15 protein-coding genes are annotated in these 16,027 nt (G+C 34.6%); 11 read left to right on the top strand and 4 right to left on the bottom strand.

What is annotated here, in order from left to right:
• Positions 1–109 precede the first annotated feature (109 nt).
• Both AB3U99_RS17615 and AB3U99_RS17610 read left to right on the top strand, forming a co-directional pair.
• On the top strand, positions 110–415 hold the full coding sequence (locus AB3U99_RS17615) for a rhodanese-like domain-containing protein (RefSeq protein ID WP_400242863.1): 306 nt from the start codon (positions 110–112) through the stop codon (positions 413–415).
• A gap of 186 nt (positions 416–601) precedes the next feature.
• Positions 602–784, top strand: coding sequence for a sporulation protein Cse60 (locus AB3U99_RS17610; RefSeq protein WP_031540494.1), 183 nt, complete (start codon positions 602–604; stop codon positions 782–784).
• A gap of 369 nt (positions 785–1,153) precedes the next feature.
• Here the strand turns inward: AB3U99_RS17610 and AB3U99_RS17605 are convergent, their stop codons facing one another.
• A complete protein-coding gene (locus AB3U99_RS17605; protein ID WP_400242861.1) occupies positions 1,154–2,422 on the bottom strand; it encodes an NAD(P)/FAD-dependent oxidoreductase in 1,269 nt (422 codons plus the stop codon).
• 311 nt (positions 2,423–2,733) lie between these two features.
• Here AB3U99_RS17605 and AB3U99_RS17600 point away from each other — a divergent pair, with 311 nt between their 5' ends.
• Together AB3U99_RS17600 and AB3U99_RS17595 are read left to right on the top strand one after the other, a co-directional pair.
• Positions 2,734–4,359, top strand: coding sequence for an oligosaccharide flippase family protein (locus tag AB3U99_RS17600; protein ID WP_400242859.1), 1,626 nt, complete (start codon positions 2,734–2,736; stop codon positions 4,357–4,359).
• 98 nt (positions 4,360–4,457) lie between these two features.
• Positions 4,458–5,180 (top strand): pseudouridine synthase, encoded by a 723-nt coding sequence (locus AB3U99_RS17595; protein ID WP_400242857.1) that lies wholly within the window; start codon positions 4,458–4,460, stop codon positions 5,178–5,180.
• Positions 5,181–5,385: 205 nt separating this feature from the next.
• Here the strand turns inward: AB3U99_RS17595 and AB3U99_RS17590 are convergent, their stop codons facing one another.
• Complete coding sequence (locus AB3U99_RS17590) at positions 5,386–5,607, bottom strand: DeoR family transcriptional regulator (RefSeq protein WP_016202849.1); 222 nt, start codon at positions 5,605–5,607, stop codon at positions 5,386–5,388.
• Between the two features lie 843 nt (positions 5,608–6,450).
• On the bottom strand, positions 6,451–6,900 hold the full coding sequence (locus tag AB3U99_RS17585) for an NUDIX hydrolase (protein WP_400242855.1): 450 nt from the start codon (positions 6,898–6,900) through the stop codon (positions 6,451–6,453).
• Positions 6,901–7,080: 180 nt separating this feature from the next.
• Between AB3U99_RS17585 and pepV the strand changes: the two genes are divergently transcribed.
• From pepV to AB3U99_RS17555, 6 genes are all read left to right on the top strand, one after another.
• Complete coding sequence (gene pepV / locus AB3U99_RS17580; protein WP_400242854.1) at positions 7,081–8,499, top strand: dipeptidase PepV; 1,419 nt, start codon at positions 7,081–7,083, stop codon at positions 8,497–8,499.
• 24 nt (positions 8,500–8,523) lie between these two features.
• On the top strand, positions 8,524–9,384 hold the full coding sequence (gene dat, locus AB3U99_RS17575) for a D-amino-acid transaminase (RefSeq protein WP_400242852.1): 861 nt from the start codon (positions 8,524–8,526) through the stop codon (positions 9,382–9,384).
• Between the two features lie 236 nt (positions 9,385–9,620).
• Entirely contained in the window at positions 9,621–10,187 is a 567-nt protein-coding gene (gene thpR, locus AB3U99_RS17570; RefSeq protein ID WP_400242851.1) for an RNA 2',3'-cyclic phosphodiesterase, read from the top strand.
• A 27-nt stretch (positions 10,188–10,214) separates the two neighbouring features.
• Positions 10,215–11,186 carry a nuclease-related domain-containing protein gene (locus AB3U99_RS17565; RefSeq protein ID WP_400242849.1) on the top strand — a complete coding sequence of 324 codons (972 nt, stop codon included), beginning with the start codon at positions 10,215–10,217 and terminating at the stop codon, positions 11,184–11,186.
• 49 nt (positions 11,187–11,235) lie between these two features.
• Complete coding sequence (gene pulA / locus AB3U99_RS17560) at positions 11,236–13,392, top strand: type I pullulanase (RefSeq protein ID WP_400248113.1); 2,157 nt, start codon at positions 11,236–11,238, stop codon at positions 13,390–13,392.
• 649 nt (positions 13,393–14,041) lie between these two features.
• Positions 14,042–14,815 carry a phosphotransferase gene (locus AB3U99_RS17555; protein ID WP_400242848.1) on the top strand — a complete coding sequence of 258 codons (774 nt, stop codon included), beginning with the start codon at positions 14,042–14,044 and terminating at the stop codon, positions 14,813–14,815.
• A 28-nt stretch (positions 14,816–14,843) separates the two neighbouring features.
• On the opposite strand, the gene AB3U99_RS17550 is transcribed toward AB3U99_RS17555, so the two are convergent.
• Complete coding sequence (locus tag AB3U99_RS17550) at positions 14,844–15,122, bottom strand: YtzH-like family protein (RefSeq protein ID WP_400242846.1); 279 nt, start codon at positions 15,120–15,122, stop codon at positions 14,844–14,846.
• A 229-nt stretch (positions 15,123–15,351) separates the two neighbouring features.
• On the opposite strand from AB3U99_RS17550, the gene trmB reads away from it, so the two are divergent.
• On the top strand, positions 15,352–15,990 hold the full coding sequence (gene trmB, locus AB3U99_RS17545; protein WP_400242845.1) for a tRNA (guanosine(46)-N7)-methyltransferase TrmB: 639 nt from the start codon (positions 15,352–15,354) through the stop codon (positions 15,988–15,990).
• Positions 15,991–16,027: the final 37 nt, after the last annotated feature.

The raw sequence follows: 16,027 nt of genomic DNA, 5'->3' as shown, positions 1-16,027 counted from the left end.
TCCTCTTTACTAATGGGCAGACGAATTGCATATTCTAGTAAATTACTCTATATTACAATGAGATAATATTATACACACAGTATAAAAAGGTGTTAATGGAGGGATTAGAATGGATTTAATAAAAACCATTTCAACGGAAGAATTAGAAGAAAAGCTAAATAACAAGGAAACTCTAGAATTAGTAGATGTTCGTGAAGATGAAGAAGTAGCAGAAGGAATGATTCCTGGCGCTAAACATATTCCGATGAATAGCATCCCAGAAAATCTAGAGTACTTTTCAAAGGATAAAGAATACATCGTTATTTGCCGCTCAGGCAGACGAAGCGAAAACGTATGTTACTATCTACAAGACCAAGGATTCAAAGTAGTAAATATGGAAGGCGGCATGCTAGATTGGCATGGGAAAACAGTTTAAACGCTGGCAGTTAAAATAATCTAAAAAAGCTCAAAGAATGAAGGATGCTAATTTTCCTTATCTTTGAGCTTTTTATATAGAGGGATTCAAAAAGAAATTTAAAAATTATTAAATACAATTGATTGAATAGTAAGAATTTTGTCTATCCTTTAAATAAACCTACTAATTAATAGGGAGAGAAAAATTATGATTAAAGTAAAACTATTTGATCAAGAGCATGAGAAAGATCTCGAATTACAGATGAATAAATTTTTACAGAAAATAGATGAGAAAAAATTGATAGATATTAAGTATAATGTCGCTGCAATACAAGAAGATGAAGAGGATCAAATCTATTGCTTTTCCTCGATGATTATCTATAAATCATAAAAGGATAAGTAATAAGTGGCTGGGACAAAACTAATTAGATAATTTCTAATTTAGATCTTAGATAAAGATTATTTTCACATACTGATTATTTATGGTTTTAAATATAGTCATGTGTAAAAACTAATTCGTTCCATTGTGCTACAGACACTCGATGCGCCTGGGAGGAAGCTGAGACTCTGCAGGCGGAAGCAGACCGCGGCTGAGCGCGAGCCCCACGGAAAGCGAAGTGCATTCAGGCTGCGGGTACTAACAACTGAAACAGCTTTTTTACAAGCTAATTAAAAAGCCAAACAATCATACGAAATTTTCCGTGTAATTGTTTGGCTCTATCTTTGGCTGGAATACCTTATGTCTCACACTCTTTTTTTGTTAAACGCCTTTTGCAACTAGAGCTGCATTTACACCCGCCAATCTACCTGTTACAAACGCCGAAGTAATATTATATCCTCCAGTGTAGCCGTGAATATCTAGTATTTCACCACAGAAGAACAAGCCTTCCATCAATTTGGATTCCATTGTTTTGGGCGCAATCTCCTTAATAGAAACACCACCACCTGTTACAAACGCCTTTTCCAACGGTAATGTTCCATTTACATCAAAGGTAAATTCTTTACACAAACTAACAAATTGTCTAATTTTATCTTGGGAAACAGTTACACATGTAGCTGTTGGATCAATATTTGCTAATTCCAATAAAAATAGTAGATATCGTTCGATTAACAGACCCTTTAACGTATTTTTAATCGCTTTTTTCGGTTCGTTTTTAAGTAAAGCCATCGTGTCTTGAAAAAGCTTTTCTTCTTTTATACCAGGGAAAGAGTCAATGGAAACCTTCACTTCATCTAAATTCCATTTTTTCTTTGCTTTTACAACAAATTGACTGCAGCGTAATACAGCTGGTCCACTTATTCCAAAGTGAGTAAAGATCATATCCATCTGGTGGGTAATAATTGGTTTTCCTTTTGGATTAAGAACACTTAATCCCACATTTCTTAATGAAACCCCTTGTAAGTCTTTATTTTGAATGAATGCTTCTTTGGAGGTAACTGGTACTTCAGTTGGAAATAAGTCGGTGATAGTATGACCAGCTTTTTTTGCCCATGCATAGCCATCACCTGTAGAACCAGTATGTGGAACCGACTTCCCTCCTACTGCAATGATAAGCGATTTGCATGTTTTTGTTTCCCCGTTTTCTAAAATCACTGTCTTTGTATGATTTTCATGATAATTAACTGTCTTAACAGGGGAGTTTGTTTGAATAGTTACACCTAATCTATCTAGCTCTCCCAATAAGGCATCTACAACCGATTGTGCTTTATTGGAAATTGGGAACATTCTTCCATGGTCCTCTTCCTTTAAAGCGATTCCAAGGTTTTCGAAGAATGCAATAATATCTTCATTATTAAATTCGGAAAAACCACTATAGAGAAAACGTCCATTTCCTGGGATATGTTTAATGATTTCCTCGATTGGCAGCCTATTTGTGACATTACAGCGGCCACCTCCAGAAATAGCTAGCTTTCTGCCGAGTTTATTTCCCTTATCAATTAGCAATACCTTTGCCTTTTGGTCTGCTGCTCCAATGGCAGCCATTAATCCTGATGGTCCTCCGCCAATCACGATTACATCATATTGCATACTACATCCTACTTTCTTGAAGAAATTTCATAAATCTTACTTGTTTTTTCGTTTTAACTCGATATTTCTATAATAGTTCATGTTATTTAAGCTTTTTTTACAGATGGAATCATTCATCATGAAGAAAGCCGTTAGTAGGAACTTGTCCTTTTTTAAAAGTAGCGTTTCTTTTTAAGAAAGGGTAAACTACTAATAGTGTGTAAAAAAATGTTCATATTTACTTTTAATCGTATATATTTTATTGCCTGTTTTCGTGGTAAAATACATATTTATGCAACGTTAAAGAGAGCTTCGTTTAAGGAAGGGATTATATGTCATCAAAATTGCTTAAAGGCACATTTATTTTAACACTTGGGACGATTATATCCAAAGCGTTAGGATTATTTTATGTTATACCATTTAATATGATTGTTGGAAAACAAGGAACCGTGCTATATCAATATTCTTATGTAGCTTATACTATTGTAATAAGTATTGCAACAGCTGGTATTCCATTGGCTGTAAGTAAATTTATCTCGAAATATAATGCGATGGGAGAATATCAAGTAGGGAGAAAGCTATTTAAGTCAGGGTTAATGATTATGCTAGTAAGTGGAATTCTCTCCTTTATAGCTTTATATGCAGCTGCTCCCTTTTTAGCGGAACTTATTATATCAGACGAGGATTTAACTTCAACCGTAGGCCAGGTAACAACTGTTATTCGTGCAGTTAGCTTTGCGTTGATTGTCGTTCCGTTTATGAGTTTAATCAGAGGCTTTTTTCAGGGGCATGATGCAATGGCTCCTTCTGCCGTTTCACAAGTAATAGAGCAAATTGTTCGAATTGTTTTCTTGCTTGGTGGATCAGCAATTGTTCTATTCGTATTAAATGGAAAGTTGATTACAGCTGTCAGTATATCCGTTTTTGCTGCCTTTGTTGGAGCAATTGGAGGACTAGCTGTGCTTTTATTATATTGGAGAAAAAGCAAAGATGAGTATGATAGCCTTTTATTGTATGATAAAGGCACGCAAACAGATATTCGTTTACGTTCTATGTATAAAGAAATTCTTTTATCTGCTGCTCCATTTGTCTTTGTGGGAGTGGCTAATCCATTATTTCAAGCAGTTGATACCGTTACCTTTAACCATGCAATGAGTAGTATTGGACTTGGTTCCATTTCTGAAACCGCCTTAAACATATTTAATTACCAAACACATAAAATTATTATTATCCCAGTATCACTTGCAACTGGATTTTCGATGGCATTAATTCCAATGATTACAAGAGCTTTTATTAAAGAAGACCATTCAGATTTAACAACAAATCTAAATCAGACTTTCCAAGTACTTTTATTTATTACTTTACCTGCGTGTATTGGATTGTCTGTATTAGCTGAACCTGTTTATCGATTATTTTATGGGACAGAAGATATTATCTTGGGGGCTGAAGTATTAAAATTGTATGCGCCTGTTGCCATTTTATTTTCCCTTTATCCAGTAACAGCTTCTATCTTACAGGGGTTAAATGAGCAACGCTTCACTATCTTAAGTTTATTGGTGGGGATTTTAATTAAACTAAGCTTGAATATACCTTTTATTGAAAGATGGGAAACAAACGGTGCAATACTTGCAACTACATTAGGATATACTGTATCTATCTTGATTAATTTAGGGGTAATAAAAGCATACGCACAATATTCATTTAAGATAGTTATTCGAAGAAGCATTCTCATTTTCGGATTTTCGATTATTATGTATATCGTTACAACGATTGTATATAAAATACTCCGATTATTCTTATCTACAGAGTCCGTTTTAGCTTCCCTTTTAATGTTAGTAATTGTAGCAGCTTTTGGGATTCTTATATATGTTTATCTAGCTTTCCGCTCCAAATTGATTTATCGCATATTTGGGGATCAAGCACTTAGAATAAAACAAAAGCTAAGACTTCCTTTTTAATATAGTAGAGACAGTAGGAAGCAAGCTTTCAAATAATGTGAAAAAAAATAAGCAAGGAGCCTTTAAAAACTGAAATTATAGATAGAGGTTGAGTTTACATGCGAATTGACAAAATGCTCGCTAATTTGGGCTATGGGAGTAGAAAAGAAGTGAAAATGCTCCTGAAAAATAAGGCAGTGAAAGTAAATGATGAGATTATAAAAGATGCAAAATATCAAGTGGATCCAGAAAAGGATGAAGTATTCTTATACAACGAGTTAATAGAGTATAAGGAGTTTATCTATTTAATGATGAATAAACCTCCAGGGCTGATATCTGCAACAGAGGATACGAGGGAAGAAACGGTAATAGACATTCTGCAAATAGAGGACTCTGTATATAATCCATTTCCTGTTGGAAGATTGGATAAGGATACAGAAGGATTGCTTCTGCTAACGAATGATGGGAAATTGGCCCATCGATTGCTGTCTCCGAAAAAGCATGTCCCGAAAACCTATTTTGCCGTTATAAGAGGAGAAGTGGGAGAAGCGGATATTGAGGCATTTAAAAAAGGTGTTGTGCTAGATGATGGATATCTTACAAAACCAGGACACCTCGTTGTATTAAAATCTGGAGAAACCTCCGATATCGAGCTAACCATTTCAGAAGGGAAATTTCATCAAGTAAAAAGAATGTTTGAAAGTGTTGGGAAAAAGGTCATTTACTTAAAAAGGGTTTCGATGGGACCATTAGAACTTGACGAGACACTAGATTTAGGGGAATATCGGGAGTTAACGGAAGAAGAAATAGAACAATTGCAAAATTATCAAGTAAATGATTAATAAATAATTTGTGGAAATCATGAAATTTTCTTTCTTTGTAGACTAAGCATTAGAAGATTTAATCGAGCTTGGTATCAATATGAAAAGAATATATGCAGCAAAAACCTCACTTTGACAGTCAGTAAGAGCAATAGCTTTTCCTGGCAATTCATTGTGAGGTTTGCTTTATTATACAAGTTTAAAATCTCGGTTGTTTCATTCTTTTTTAGGATGTCATTTTCACTTTTTTTCTAGTTGTTGTCCATTTTCCACGACTTGGGCTTTGCACCAAGTCATTATAAGCTAACACATTCAAATCTCTTTGAATCGTTCGCGGAGTAATACCAAATTCCTCCACTAGCTCTTGTGTTGTGACAGTTCCACGCTTACTAATAAACATGTAGACGGATTTGATACGGTTTAACATCCGGTTAGTTGAAGGTTTCAATAAACCACTCCCTATCCTTTTTTCAAACCTTTGGCAAATTCCAGCGACCGACAGCTTATTTGAAGAACAATTTCTTCAAGCGTATGTAATTTTCTTTTCCACAGACAACCCCTTTTCAAATGGCTAAATAGTGACAAATTCAATAGAATGAAATTCTATATAAATATTGTACCCCTATTTACTAATATATTCTACATTATTTGCGTTAATTTACAAAATATTTGCTTTTTTATGTCTGTATTTACCACCCCCTGTAGGGTTTCCTTACATTCATCATATGGGATTTGCAATTATGATATGAATAAAAATGCAAAAAGTTTGTAATTAAATTTTTTCCCGAATTTTTAAATTGGTAAACATGATTTTTGAAAAGTTTTTTTAAAAATAGGGACTGCTCCTATAAACAGCGGCCTGTCATACACTTGCTTTTTGCAGGGTACGGCTTAAGGCTCTACGGCGCATTACTAGTGAAGTCTCACCTGTCTCGCTAATCGAGGCCACTGAAAAAGTATGTTTAATCTAAATAATTCAACTAGGATTTTGAGCTTTGAAAGCGAAAATATGTTGGTTTGGAGAGGTGACCGCTCGACTCCTATGGGAGCTGCGAGAAAGTCCGAGACCCCGCAGGAACGTTGAGTTGTGAGGAGGCTTGCGCTCGACCAGTGAGTCATGCGGTCACCTCGGAAAACAATTCCCACAACTAAGTTTAGAAAGAGGTTACTTTCAATCATCAATAGCTAACAGTTTTTCAGTGGCCGCCTCGTTAATCTCAAAGGAGTCTATTTGTATTCATCTCTTTAAAACTTTCATTCTTGAATTAAAAAGAAAAATGTTAACGCTCCTTTAAATTCTTTTAAAGTCCTCTATCATTCTGCGATGGCTGCCGACCATATTTTGTGGTAATTTGTGTATTGGGAAAAATCGAAGGCTGAATGCTTCTTCCTGGTCATTCTCGAGCATTCCTTCATATTTAGATGTATAATAGGCGGTTGTTACTGTGTAAAAAGGGTCCCCGTTCGCTGCAATCGCAAAATAGTCTTTTCCGGAATAAACGGATAATAACTGTAGATTTGTTACTTGGAGTCCTGTTTCTTCGAATACTTCACGTTTTGCTGTTTCCTCTGTGCTTTCTCCTAATTCCATAAGGCCACCAGGTAATCCCCAAACATTTTTTGGATGTTTTCTTTCTTGTAATAGAATGTTATTTTCCTTGTCTAACAGAATTACTACTGCACCAACAAGAATGATAGGCATTTTGCCAACTAGCTTTCTTACATCTTCAACATATCCCAATTAAATACATTCCTTCCATATGCTAGATAAAAATATAGTATAGCTTTGTTTTCGATAAAATGTATACTATACTTAATGATAATTTAGTGAAATATGGATTTAAAGGTTTTATTTTTCATATAAAGCGTTTTATGATATGTTTTTCCTATACTATATTTAAAAGCTTTCAAGGAGGAAACCATGAGTTCAATTGATTGGTTAAATGAAGTACATAATCGTAAAGACAGCTTACTTGAGGATTTACAAGGCCTTTTGCAAATTAAAAGTGTATTAGACGAAGAAAATGCAACAGATGATGCACCTTTTGGACAAGGTGTTAAAGAGGCATTAAGCTATATGCTAACTATTGGAGAAAAAGATGGTTTCGTCAGCAAGAATGTTCAAAACGTTGCTGGACATTTACTTTTTGGGGAAGGTACAGAAAGTGTCGGTATTCTCTGTCATGTGGATGTTGTTCCAGAGGGAGATGGATGGACAAGCGATCCTTACAAGGCAGAGATTCGCGATGGGAAGATTTACGCAAGAGGAGCATTAGACGATAAAGGTCCTACAATGGCTGCCTATTATGCAATGAAAATTGTGAAAGAATTGCATCTCCCTTTAACAAAAGAGGTAAGAATGATTATTGGAACAGATGAAGAGAGTGATTGGCGATGTGTGGATACTTATTTCCAGCAAGAAAGTATGCCTACTATTGGCTTTGCTCCAGATGCTGATTTTCCGATTATTTTTGCAGAAAAAGGGATTTCTGATTTTGATATCGTTCAGAAATATTCAAAAACATCAAGCGATACAGGAGTAGTAAAAATTCTAAGCTTTGCATCAGGCAGAAGGTATAATATGGTCCCGGATTTTGCCCGAGCAGTATTGGAAGTGAAAGAAGGCGAACAAACCGAGGTCATTCAGCGTTATCAGAATTATTTAAAACTAGAGAATGTACCTGGACGATATTTGGTTGATAATGGCGATTTAGTATTGGAATTAGAGGGTGTGTCCGCACATGGATTAGAGCCTAATAATGGGGTGAATGCAGGTTTGAAACTTGCTAACTTTCTTGTTGAATTAGAATTAGATGAAAAGGCTGCTCATTATTTTCAATTTGTGCGAAACTTCTTTGTGAATGATTCTAGAGGAAAAAAACTTGGTATTGATTATGAGGATGAGATTACAGGGGAACTTACCTTAAATGCTGGTATTTTGGAATATCATTTAGACAGTGGTGGGAAAATTGGTCAAACAGTACGATACCCTGTTACAAATGATATGGATAAGACGAAGGAGAAGTTAACGAAATTACTAACAGAACACGATTTTAGCTTGGAGAACTTCACAGATTCCAAACCACATTATGTAGAAAAGGACTCTGAATTAATTCAAACATTGAGCAGAATCTATCAGGAGCAAACAGGAGATAAAGCAAAACTATTATCAATAGGTGGCGGCACATATGCTAGGTCGCTAGAAAAAGGGGTAGCTTTTGGACCACTATTTCCAGGAAGAGAAGACATTGCTCATAAAAAAGACGAATATATGTATATTGAGGATTTAATGAAAGCAACTGCAATTTATGCACAAGCTATCTATGAATTAGCTAAATAAAGATATATTAAAGGAGAAGAGAAAATGAGTACGGTGTTAATGAATGGGGAATTTATACCAAGAGAAGAAGCAAAAGTAGATATAGAAGACAGAGGGTATCAGTTTGGCGATGGAATTTACGAAGTAATCCGTGTGTACAATGGTAAAATGTTTATGGCGAAAGAACATCTTGAGCGTTTATCTGCAAGTAGCGAGAAAATAGGCATAGCTATTTCTTATTCCATCTCAGAATTAACAAATTTATTAGAAGCGTTAATTGCGAAAAATTCATTAAGCACCGGTATCCTTTATATGCAATTCACAAGAGGAACAAGTCCAAGAAATCATGGTTTTCCAACAGATGATGTTACACCAACATTTGTGGCTTATACAAAATTATTGCAAAGACCATTAGAAAATCTAGAAAATGGTGTGTCTGTAATTACTGTTGAAGATATTAGATGGTCAAGATGTGATATTAAAAGTTTAAATTTGCTTGGAAATGTAATAGCAAAACAAAAAGCAGCAGAGGCAGGCTGCTATGAAAGCATTCAGTATAGAGAGTTATCTGTAACAGAAGGTAGTTCCTCTAATATTTGGATTGTGAATGGGGAAAAGATACAAACTCATGAGGCGAATCAATTCATTTTAAATGGAATTACAAGACAAAAAATTATTCAATTATGTAATGAAAATGGAATGGAACTAGAGGAAAAAGCATTTTCAATTGAAGATTTAATTGATGCAGATGAAGTATTCTTATCCAGTACAACTTCTGAAGTAACACCAATAACTTCTGTCAATAATGTTCCTGTAAAAGAAGGGAAAGTAGGAGAAGTAACGAAGAAATTACAAGGGTTGTTTGTTGATGCAATCATCGGAGAATGCGGACAGATAGCAAATTAATTTAAGTAAAGGAGAAAAAAATGGGGTTGTTTCAAACTAGTTATGATCAATAGCTGGACTTGAGACAGCTCCTTTCCTTTTTCAAAAGAAAATAGGGTATAGTTATCATATAGATTTTCTAAAACATAGGTACAGATACGGTTAAAATTAATTCGTTAGGTTATATAATAGAAATACAGTCAAAGATTAAGCGAATCATCGATACGGCAATAAATAAAGATTAAAGGAAAAAGTATATGAATACAAAACCACATTATTTTCTGGGAGTTAAGCCAGATAGTCAGGTTATAAGCAAATTAGAAAAGATCAGTAAAGAGTTACAGTTAAGGTTCCCTTTTAAAAAATGGGTACATCCTTTCGATTACCATATTACTCTTGCGTTTTTAGGAAGTGCTTCAGATGCAAAAAGAGAAAAGCTACAAATTCTTTTAGATGAATCGTTAATAGCTAGTGACGATTTTAAGCTACATATTGATCATATAGGTGTTTTTGGTCATTCCGAGAGTCCTAGAATTTTCTGGGCAGGGGTGGAAGAGGAGAATAAACTATTTGATCTTAGAAATCAAGTCTTTCATATTTGTAGTCAGGCTGATTTTCAGTTAGAAACTAGGCCATTTCATCCACATCTTACCTTAGCAAGAAAATGGGATTCCGAGGCTTTATTTTCGGAGCATCTGCTAAAAGAATTCCTTTTACCAAAGGATCTGGTTTTTAATGTTGACAGTATCCACCTATTTCAAACCAATATGGAGAGAATGCCTAAATATGAAATAATAAAAAGTTATGGCTTTAATGATCAATAGAAACATTGTAATTTAGGGGGAAAAAGCTTGGCGCAGTTAATAAAGTTGCAAGATTATGTTTCACGTTATGAGCAAAACATTGTCTTGTATCCATCACGTTTTGTTCGTTTAAAGAAACAAAAGTGGCTAGGATTAAAAAAAGCATTTGAAACAAAGGATCGAAGTCTATTTTACCCGGAGAACCCATTAGAAGAAGACTGGATAATGGATAAACCTTCTTTATTTGAACGAGTTAAGAAAACTATTTGGCATCGAAACAAGTTTGAAGAAGTAGAATTAGAAAATGTAAGCGAAAAGGTAATATTGGCGGAAGAAGATGATTTGAGTTTTGAATACGATGCAAAACAATACAGCAGTCCACAAACAGTTGATGAATTAAAACAGCAATTCCTCAATCAATTATTTGAATTTCAGCTGAAATGGGCTAGTTCAACGCTTACGGAAATGTCAAAAGTGAAAAAAACACTTTATTATGATGAACTACTAAAGTACTACTTACAAAGATTTCCGGATACTTTTTTGGTTCTTTATCAACCATTGTTTCAACTGAAAAATGCTCCCGTTGAATTGGACACCATTATGATTACACCTACAGATATCTGGTGTATTCATGTGTTAGAAGCAGAGAATTCAGCAGTTTATGTTGGTTCGAATGATAAATTTTGGGTTAAAAAAAAGGGGGATAAGGAGAAAAAGATACTTAGCCCTGTCCTATCTTTAAATAGAACAGAAAAAATAGTAAAAAGTATTTTAGATAAATATGATATTACATTACCTGTTCAAAAAGTAATCCTTACCCGAAATGGTTATATTGATTTTCCATCAGCGCCATATGATCTGAAAATTGTCGAAAAAAGAAACTATGAAGATTGGTTTCAAAAAATGAGAAGTCATCATTCACCAATTAAGGCGATTCAATTAAAAGCAGCAGAGAGCTTATTGCATTATGGTTTGACGAACTCAAAAAGAAGGTATGAATGGGATACAGAGGAATCATAAGAAATAATGGGGAAGATTAGAATAGATGCATTTTAAAAGAGATGAGGGAGTGAGGGATTTGATATCGATAAGAAGAAGTTTCTTTGCATATTTAGATGAAATGTCATTAATAACTGTTCTACTTCCCTATTCATATTTTAATGGGGAATCTACTGCCTTTATATTAAAGGGAGATAAACATCCTATTAATCTTGTGATTGAGTCGAAGGAAAAAATGCAGCATTTCGTAAAGTACAAATGTCGCTTATACGAAAGAATCCAAATCGGCCGAAAATATGAGGTAGAGGATGGAAATAAGGGAGTAACGGATTTGCAAATAGGTGCAATCATTAGAACGGCTTCATTTGATGAGGAATTTTATTATGATGGACCACTAGGTGTAAACTATTCATCCGAAAAAAGTATCTTCTATCTTTGGGCACCTACTGCACAACAAGTGAAATTAGTACTTAAATCATCTGATCCATCTATTGAGGAACGAAGAATTGTAGAGATGGAAAGACAGGAAAAAGGAGTTTGGAAAACAACCTATCTAGAAGATATGGAAGGCTGGTACTACAGCTATTTAATACTTATAAATTTAGAGTGGAAAGAAGCAATAGACCCATACGCTGTTGCAGTTTCTGTAAATGGAGAAACAGGGGTAATTGTAGATTTAAATAAAACAAAAAGGCATAAGCCGGTCTTGCCAGCACTAGAGCATGCTTTAGATAGTGTGATATATGAAGCGCATATTAGAGATTTAACGATTCATCCTGATAGTGGAATTCAACAAAAAGGAAAGTATTTAGGAGTAACAGAGTTAAATACAAAAACGAAAAAAAACGAGCTATCAGGTCTTTCCTATATAAAAGATTTAGGGGTTACACATATAGAGTTTCTCCCTGTTCATGACTTTGAAGAAATTGATGAGCTAGAGGTTCTGAAAAAATATAATTGGGGATACAATCCCTCCCATTATAACGTGCCTGAGGGCAGTTATTCGACAAATCCTATTGATCCTTATGTAAGAATTAACGAACTTAAAGAAATGATTCATGCAGTACAAGAGCAAGGTATTCGTGTCATATTGGATGTCGTATATAATCATATTTATAAAAAAGAAGATTCTTCTTTTGAAAAAATTGTTCCAGGTTATTTCTTCCGTTATGACAAGTATGGGATGCCATCAAACGGTACGGGAGTAGGTAATGACATAGCCTCTGAAAGATCGATGGTTAGGCGATTCATTGTTGATTCTGTCCGTTTTTGGATAAAAGAATATCAAATTGATGGATTGCGCTTTGATTTAATGGGGATTCTTGATTGCCAAACGATGAATGAAGTTCGTACTGTATGTGATAGTGTCGATAAGAGCATCTTAATTATTGGGGAAGGGTGGGATTTAGCAACCCCTTTAAACCAAGAGAAGAAGGCTATTATTGCAAACCAGCATTTGCTTCCGAGAATTGGACAGTTTAATGATCAATTTAGAGATAAACTAAAAGGAAGTACCTTTCAGTTATATGATCGAGGCTATGCGCTCGGAAATAAGCTCAATAAAGACGACATCCCTGATTTATTAGCTGGGAGTATCGGTATCTATAAGGAAAATGGAATGTTCCTTGAACCAGGTCAATCTGTGAATTATGTGGAGTCTCATGATAATCATACGCTATGGGATAAAATTGAAATATGTTTTTCAAATGAATCAGAAGAGTTGAAGCAAAAGAAACAACGACTTGCAAGTTCACTTGTCCTTCTTAGCCAGGGAATCCCTTTTATACATTCGGGTCAGGAATTTTTCCGCACGAAATATGGTGTGGAAAATAGTTATCAATCTCCCGATGAAATTAATCAGTTAGACTGGGATAGAAAGGATCAATTTATAAGCAATGTGGAATATATAAAAGGATTAATTTTCCTAAGAAGAAGAAACAAGGCTTTCCGATTACAATCAGCGGAAGCTATTCAAAAGCATCTCATAATTAATCAGCAATCGAATGATGTAATCCAATATATTTTACATGATTTAAAAGAAATTGGAGAATGGGAATCAATTATAGTATTTATAAATGTAAATGATTCTCCTGAAGAAGGATTTTATACAGAAGACAATTGGAACATTTTGGTGGATGACGATATGGTTTTTCAGAAGGATTATCCATCCATTCACGGTGACCGGATAACCGTTAAGCCAGTAAGTATAACAATAATTGCCAAATGATATGAATCGAAAGAAACATTGAAAAGATTTCCTAAAATATTCTAAATTTAGCAGTAATGTGCCCTAATGATGGAATCTGAAAAAAATTTGCCAGGAAATCATTATTTTAACTAGAGATTCACTTGACTAAAAAAAGAAATAAGAGATAATATTTAAATGAGAAACTTTCTATAAGAAATATGTATTTAGGTAAAATTTAATATAAAATGATTGGAAATCTAGGATACATAGTATAATGGTATGGATACTATGTCCTTTTCTTTTTTACAGCTAAGAAAGTATAAGTTTTCTAAAAGTCAATTTGGTGTCTAGCTCCAGCGCCTACTGCCTAGCAAACTTTAGGTCACCTTTTTTGCGTAAGTCAACACGAAAAAGCTATCGCTCTTCGTGTTTCCTTTTTCGAAAGAACATGCCTTCGGAGTTAATACGGCAGTGAATAAGGCGCTCGCGCTTTTCTTATATCATTAATTTTAGGCACATATGTGCTAGTTAAAGAATGATTGCTGTACGATGAGTATAAGTTTACTATAATGGATGAATAGCTAATAACCATTTTTGTTTGTTCTTCCTACCAAATTAGGACAAAAAAGACTCAAACAGGAATTTCTCATCTTTTTTTTGGAGCATAATATATAGTAGGTGAACAATTTTGGAACATTTATTAGGGCAAGATTGGGAAATAACCCCTGCAGGTGGAGAAACAGGCGAAGCCTTTTTTGCACAAAATAATGGACAGAAGCTTTTTTTAAAACGGAATTCTTCTCCGTTTTTAGCTGTGCTGTCAGCAGAAGGAATTGTCCCAAAACTTGTTTGGACAAAAAGATTTGAAAACGGAGATGTTTTTACTGCTCAGCAATGGCTCATAGGGAGGGAATTTGGTCATTCGGATATGACGGATGAAAGAGTGACAATGTTACTTAAAAAAATTCATACCTCTAAGCCGTTATTAGAGATGCTAAAAAGACTAGGTAAGACATCTTTTCATCCTGAGATGATATTGTCAGTCATAAAAGCAGAGATAGACGCTGAACTAAAAGAAAACGAGGATATCACTCGTTATATCCAATTTTTAGAAGATAATCTACCGTTTATAAAAACAACAGAACATGTGGTATGCCATTGTGATGTTAATCATAACAACTGGCTGCTTTCTGAAGACAACCAGTTGTATCTCATTGACTGGGATGGAGCGATGATAGCAGACCCAGCCATTGATTTAGGAATGCTGCTTTATTGGTATATTCCAAAGGAAGATTGGAAAAATTGGTTACACACGTATGGGTATGAACTCACAGATAATTTATCTTTGAGAATGAAATGGTATGTTATTGCTCAAACCATTAACTCCATCCGCTGGTACAAGAAAAAAGGTCGTTTTAGTGAAATGGAAAAATGGATGAAGTTTTTACATGATATTGAGTAACTCCCATTAGCAAAGTATATTTGATAAATTATGATAAATTGTTAATTCCATCTACCCACTGAGACAATTGATTTTGGTGTGTATGGATGTGTGTGTCTAAATTTGAGGCAGTGACACCTTCTTCGCTGTAACGGTGTATCTCCTCTAAAATTGGAAGGATATTTTGATCGATTTGCTCATTGGATCTTAAGGCCGTAATCAATCTCTCTATTTGCTCACATTCTGCTACAGATCCACAGCAGTCTGTTTGTTGATTACTGAGAATATCGGCTAGTAAAGCTAGTTGATGCTCATGATTTATAGGCATACATAGAACACCCTTTCTATAGGTTCTAGTATGAAAAGAGTAAAACAATTCTTTTCAAATACCAGTTAAGGAATTCACTTATAGGTTGTGAATTCTTTTTTTCTTTATACAATTGTTCCTAATGTAAATTTATCCTTCTATAAATTCAGGTTACCAAGAAAAGAGTATTGCATCCATGTATAATGCATGATATTGTTTGAAACGATAGTTATTAATAAGGAGTGTCCACATGCGATTAAGACATAAACCATGGGCGAAAGATAAATTAAGTGCATATCCGCAATATATTATCCAAAACCCTGTAGATTGGAAAGGAAAATGGGATCAGGCTTTTAGTCGAAAGGGGCCGATCCATATTGAAATTGGTACAGGCAAAGGTCGATTTATTACAGAAATGGCAAAAGCGAATCCTTCGATTAATTACATCGGCGTAGAACTTCAGGAAAGCGTCATTGTTTCTGCATTAGATCGCTTAATTGAGGCAGAGGTTCCTAACTTAAAGTTGATGAATATAAATGCAGAAAAACTAAAGGAATACTTTGAAAAGGGAGAAATTGCAAGAGTGTATTTGAATTTCTCAGACCCTTGGCCAAAAACAAGACATGAAAAGCGTAGACTTACTTATAAAACGTTCTTGGATTCTTATCAATCCGTTCTTGTAAATCAAGGAGAAGTACACTTTAAAACAGATAATCAAGGTTTATTTGAATACTCTCTAAAGAGTTTTTCGGAATATGGCATGCTTTTAAAATATGTGAGTCTTGATTTGCATAATAGTGATTATGAAGGCAATATCATGACAGAATATGAGGAAAAATTTTCGAATAGAGGAAATAGAATTTATCGTTGCGAAGTACAATTTAGATAATTTAAAAGAGCAATCTCTAAGTTAAAGGAGATCGCTC

Source organism: Niallia tiangongensis (genome assembly GCF_044704065.1).
Taxonomy (GTDB): Bacteria; Bacillota; Bacilli; order Bacillales; family Cytobacillaceae; genus Niallia; species Niallia tiangongensis.
Note: the sequence above shows the minus strand (reverse complement) of the source record. Positions and strands in the feature narration are given on the sequence as shown.

Coding starts and splice junctions, on each gene's coding strand:
- AB3U99_RS17615 (WP_400242863.1), top strand. CDS start 110: ATGGATTTAATAAAAACCATTTCAACGGAAGAATTAGAAGAAAAGCTA.
- AB3U99_RS17610 (WP_031540494.1), top strand. CDS start 602: ATGATTAAAGTAAAACTATTTGATCAAGAGCATGAGAAAGATCTCGAA.
- AB3U99_RS17605 (WP_400242861.1), bottom strand. CDS start 2,422: ATGCAATATGATGTAATCGTGATTGGCGGAGGACCATCAGGATTAATG.
- AB3U99_RS17600 (WP_400242859.1), top strand. CDS start 2,734: ATGTCATCAAAATTGCTTAAAGGCACATTTATTTTAACACTTGGGACG.
- AB3U99_RS17595 (WP_400242857.1), top strand. CDS start 4,458: ATGCGAATTGACAAAATGCTCGCTAATTTGGGCTATGGGAGTAGAAAA.
- pepV (WP_400242854.1), top strand. CDS start 7,081: ATGAGTTCAATTGATTGGTTAAATGAAGTACATAATCGTAAAGACAGC.
- dat (WP_400242852.1), top strand. CDS start 8,524: ATGAGTACGGTGTTAATGAATGGGGAATTTATACCAAGAGAAGAAGCA.
- thpR (WP_400242851.1), top strand. CDS start 9,621: ATGAATACAAAACCACATTATTTTCTGGGAGTTAAGCCAGATAGTCAG.
- AB3U99_RS17550 (WP_400242846.1), bottom strand. CDS start 15,122: ATGCCTATAAATCATGAGCATCAACTAGCTTTACTAGCCGATATTCTC.
- trmB (WP_400242845.1), top strand. CDS start 15,352: ATGCGATTAAGACATAAACCATGGGCGAAAGATAAATTAAGTGCATAT.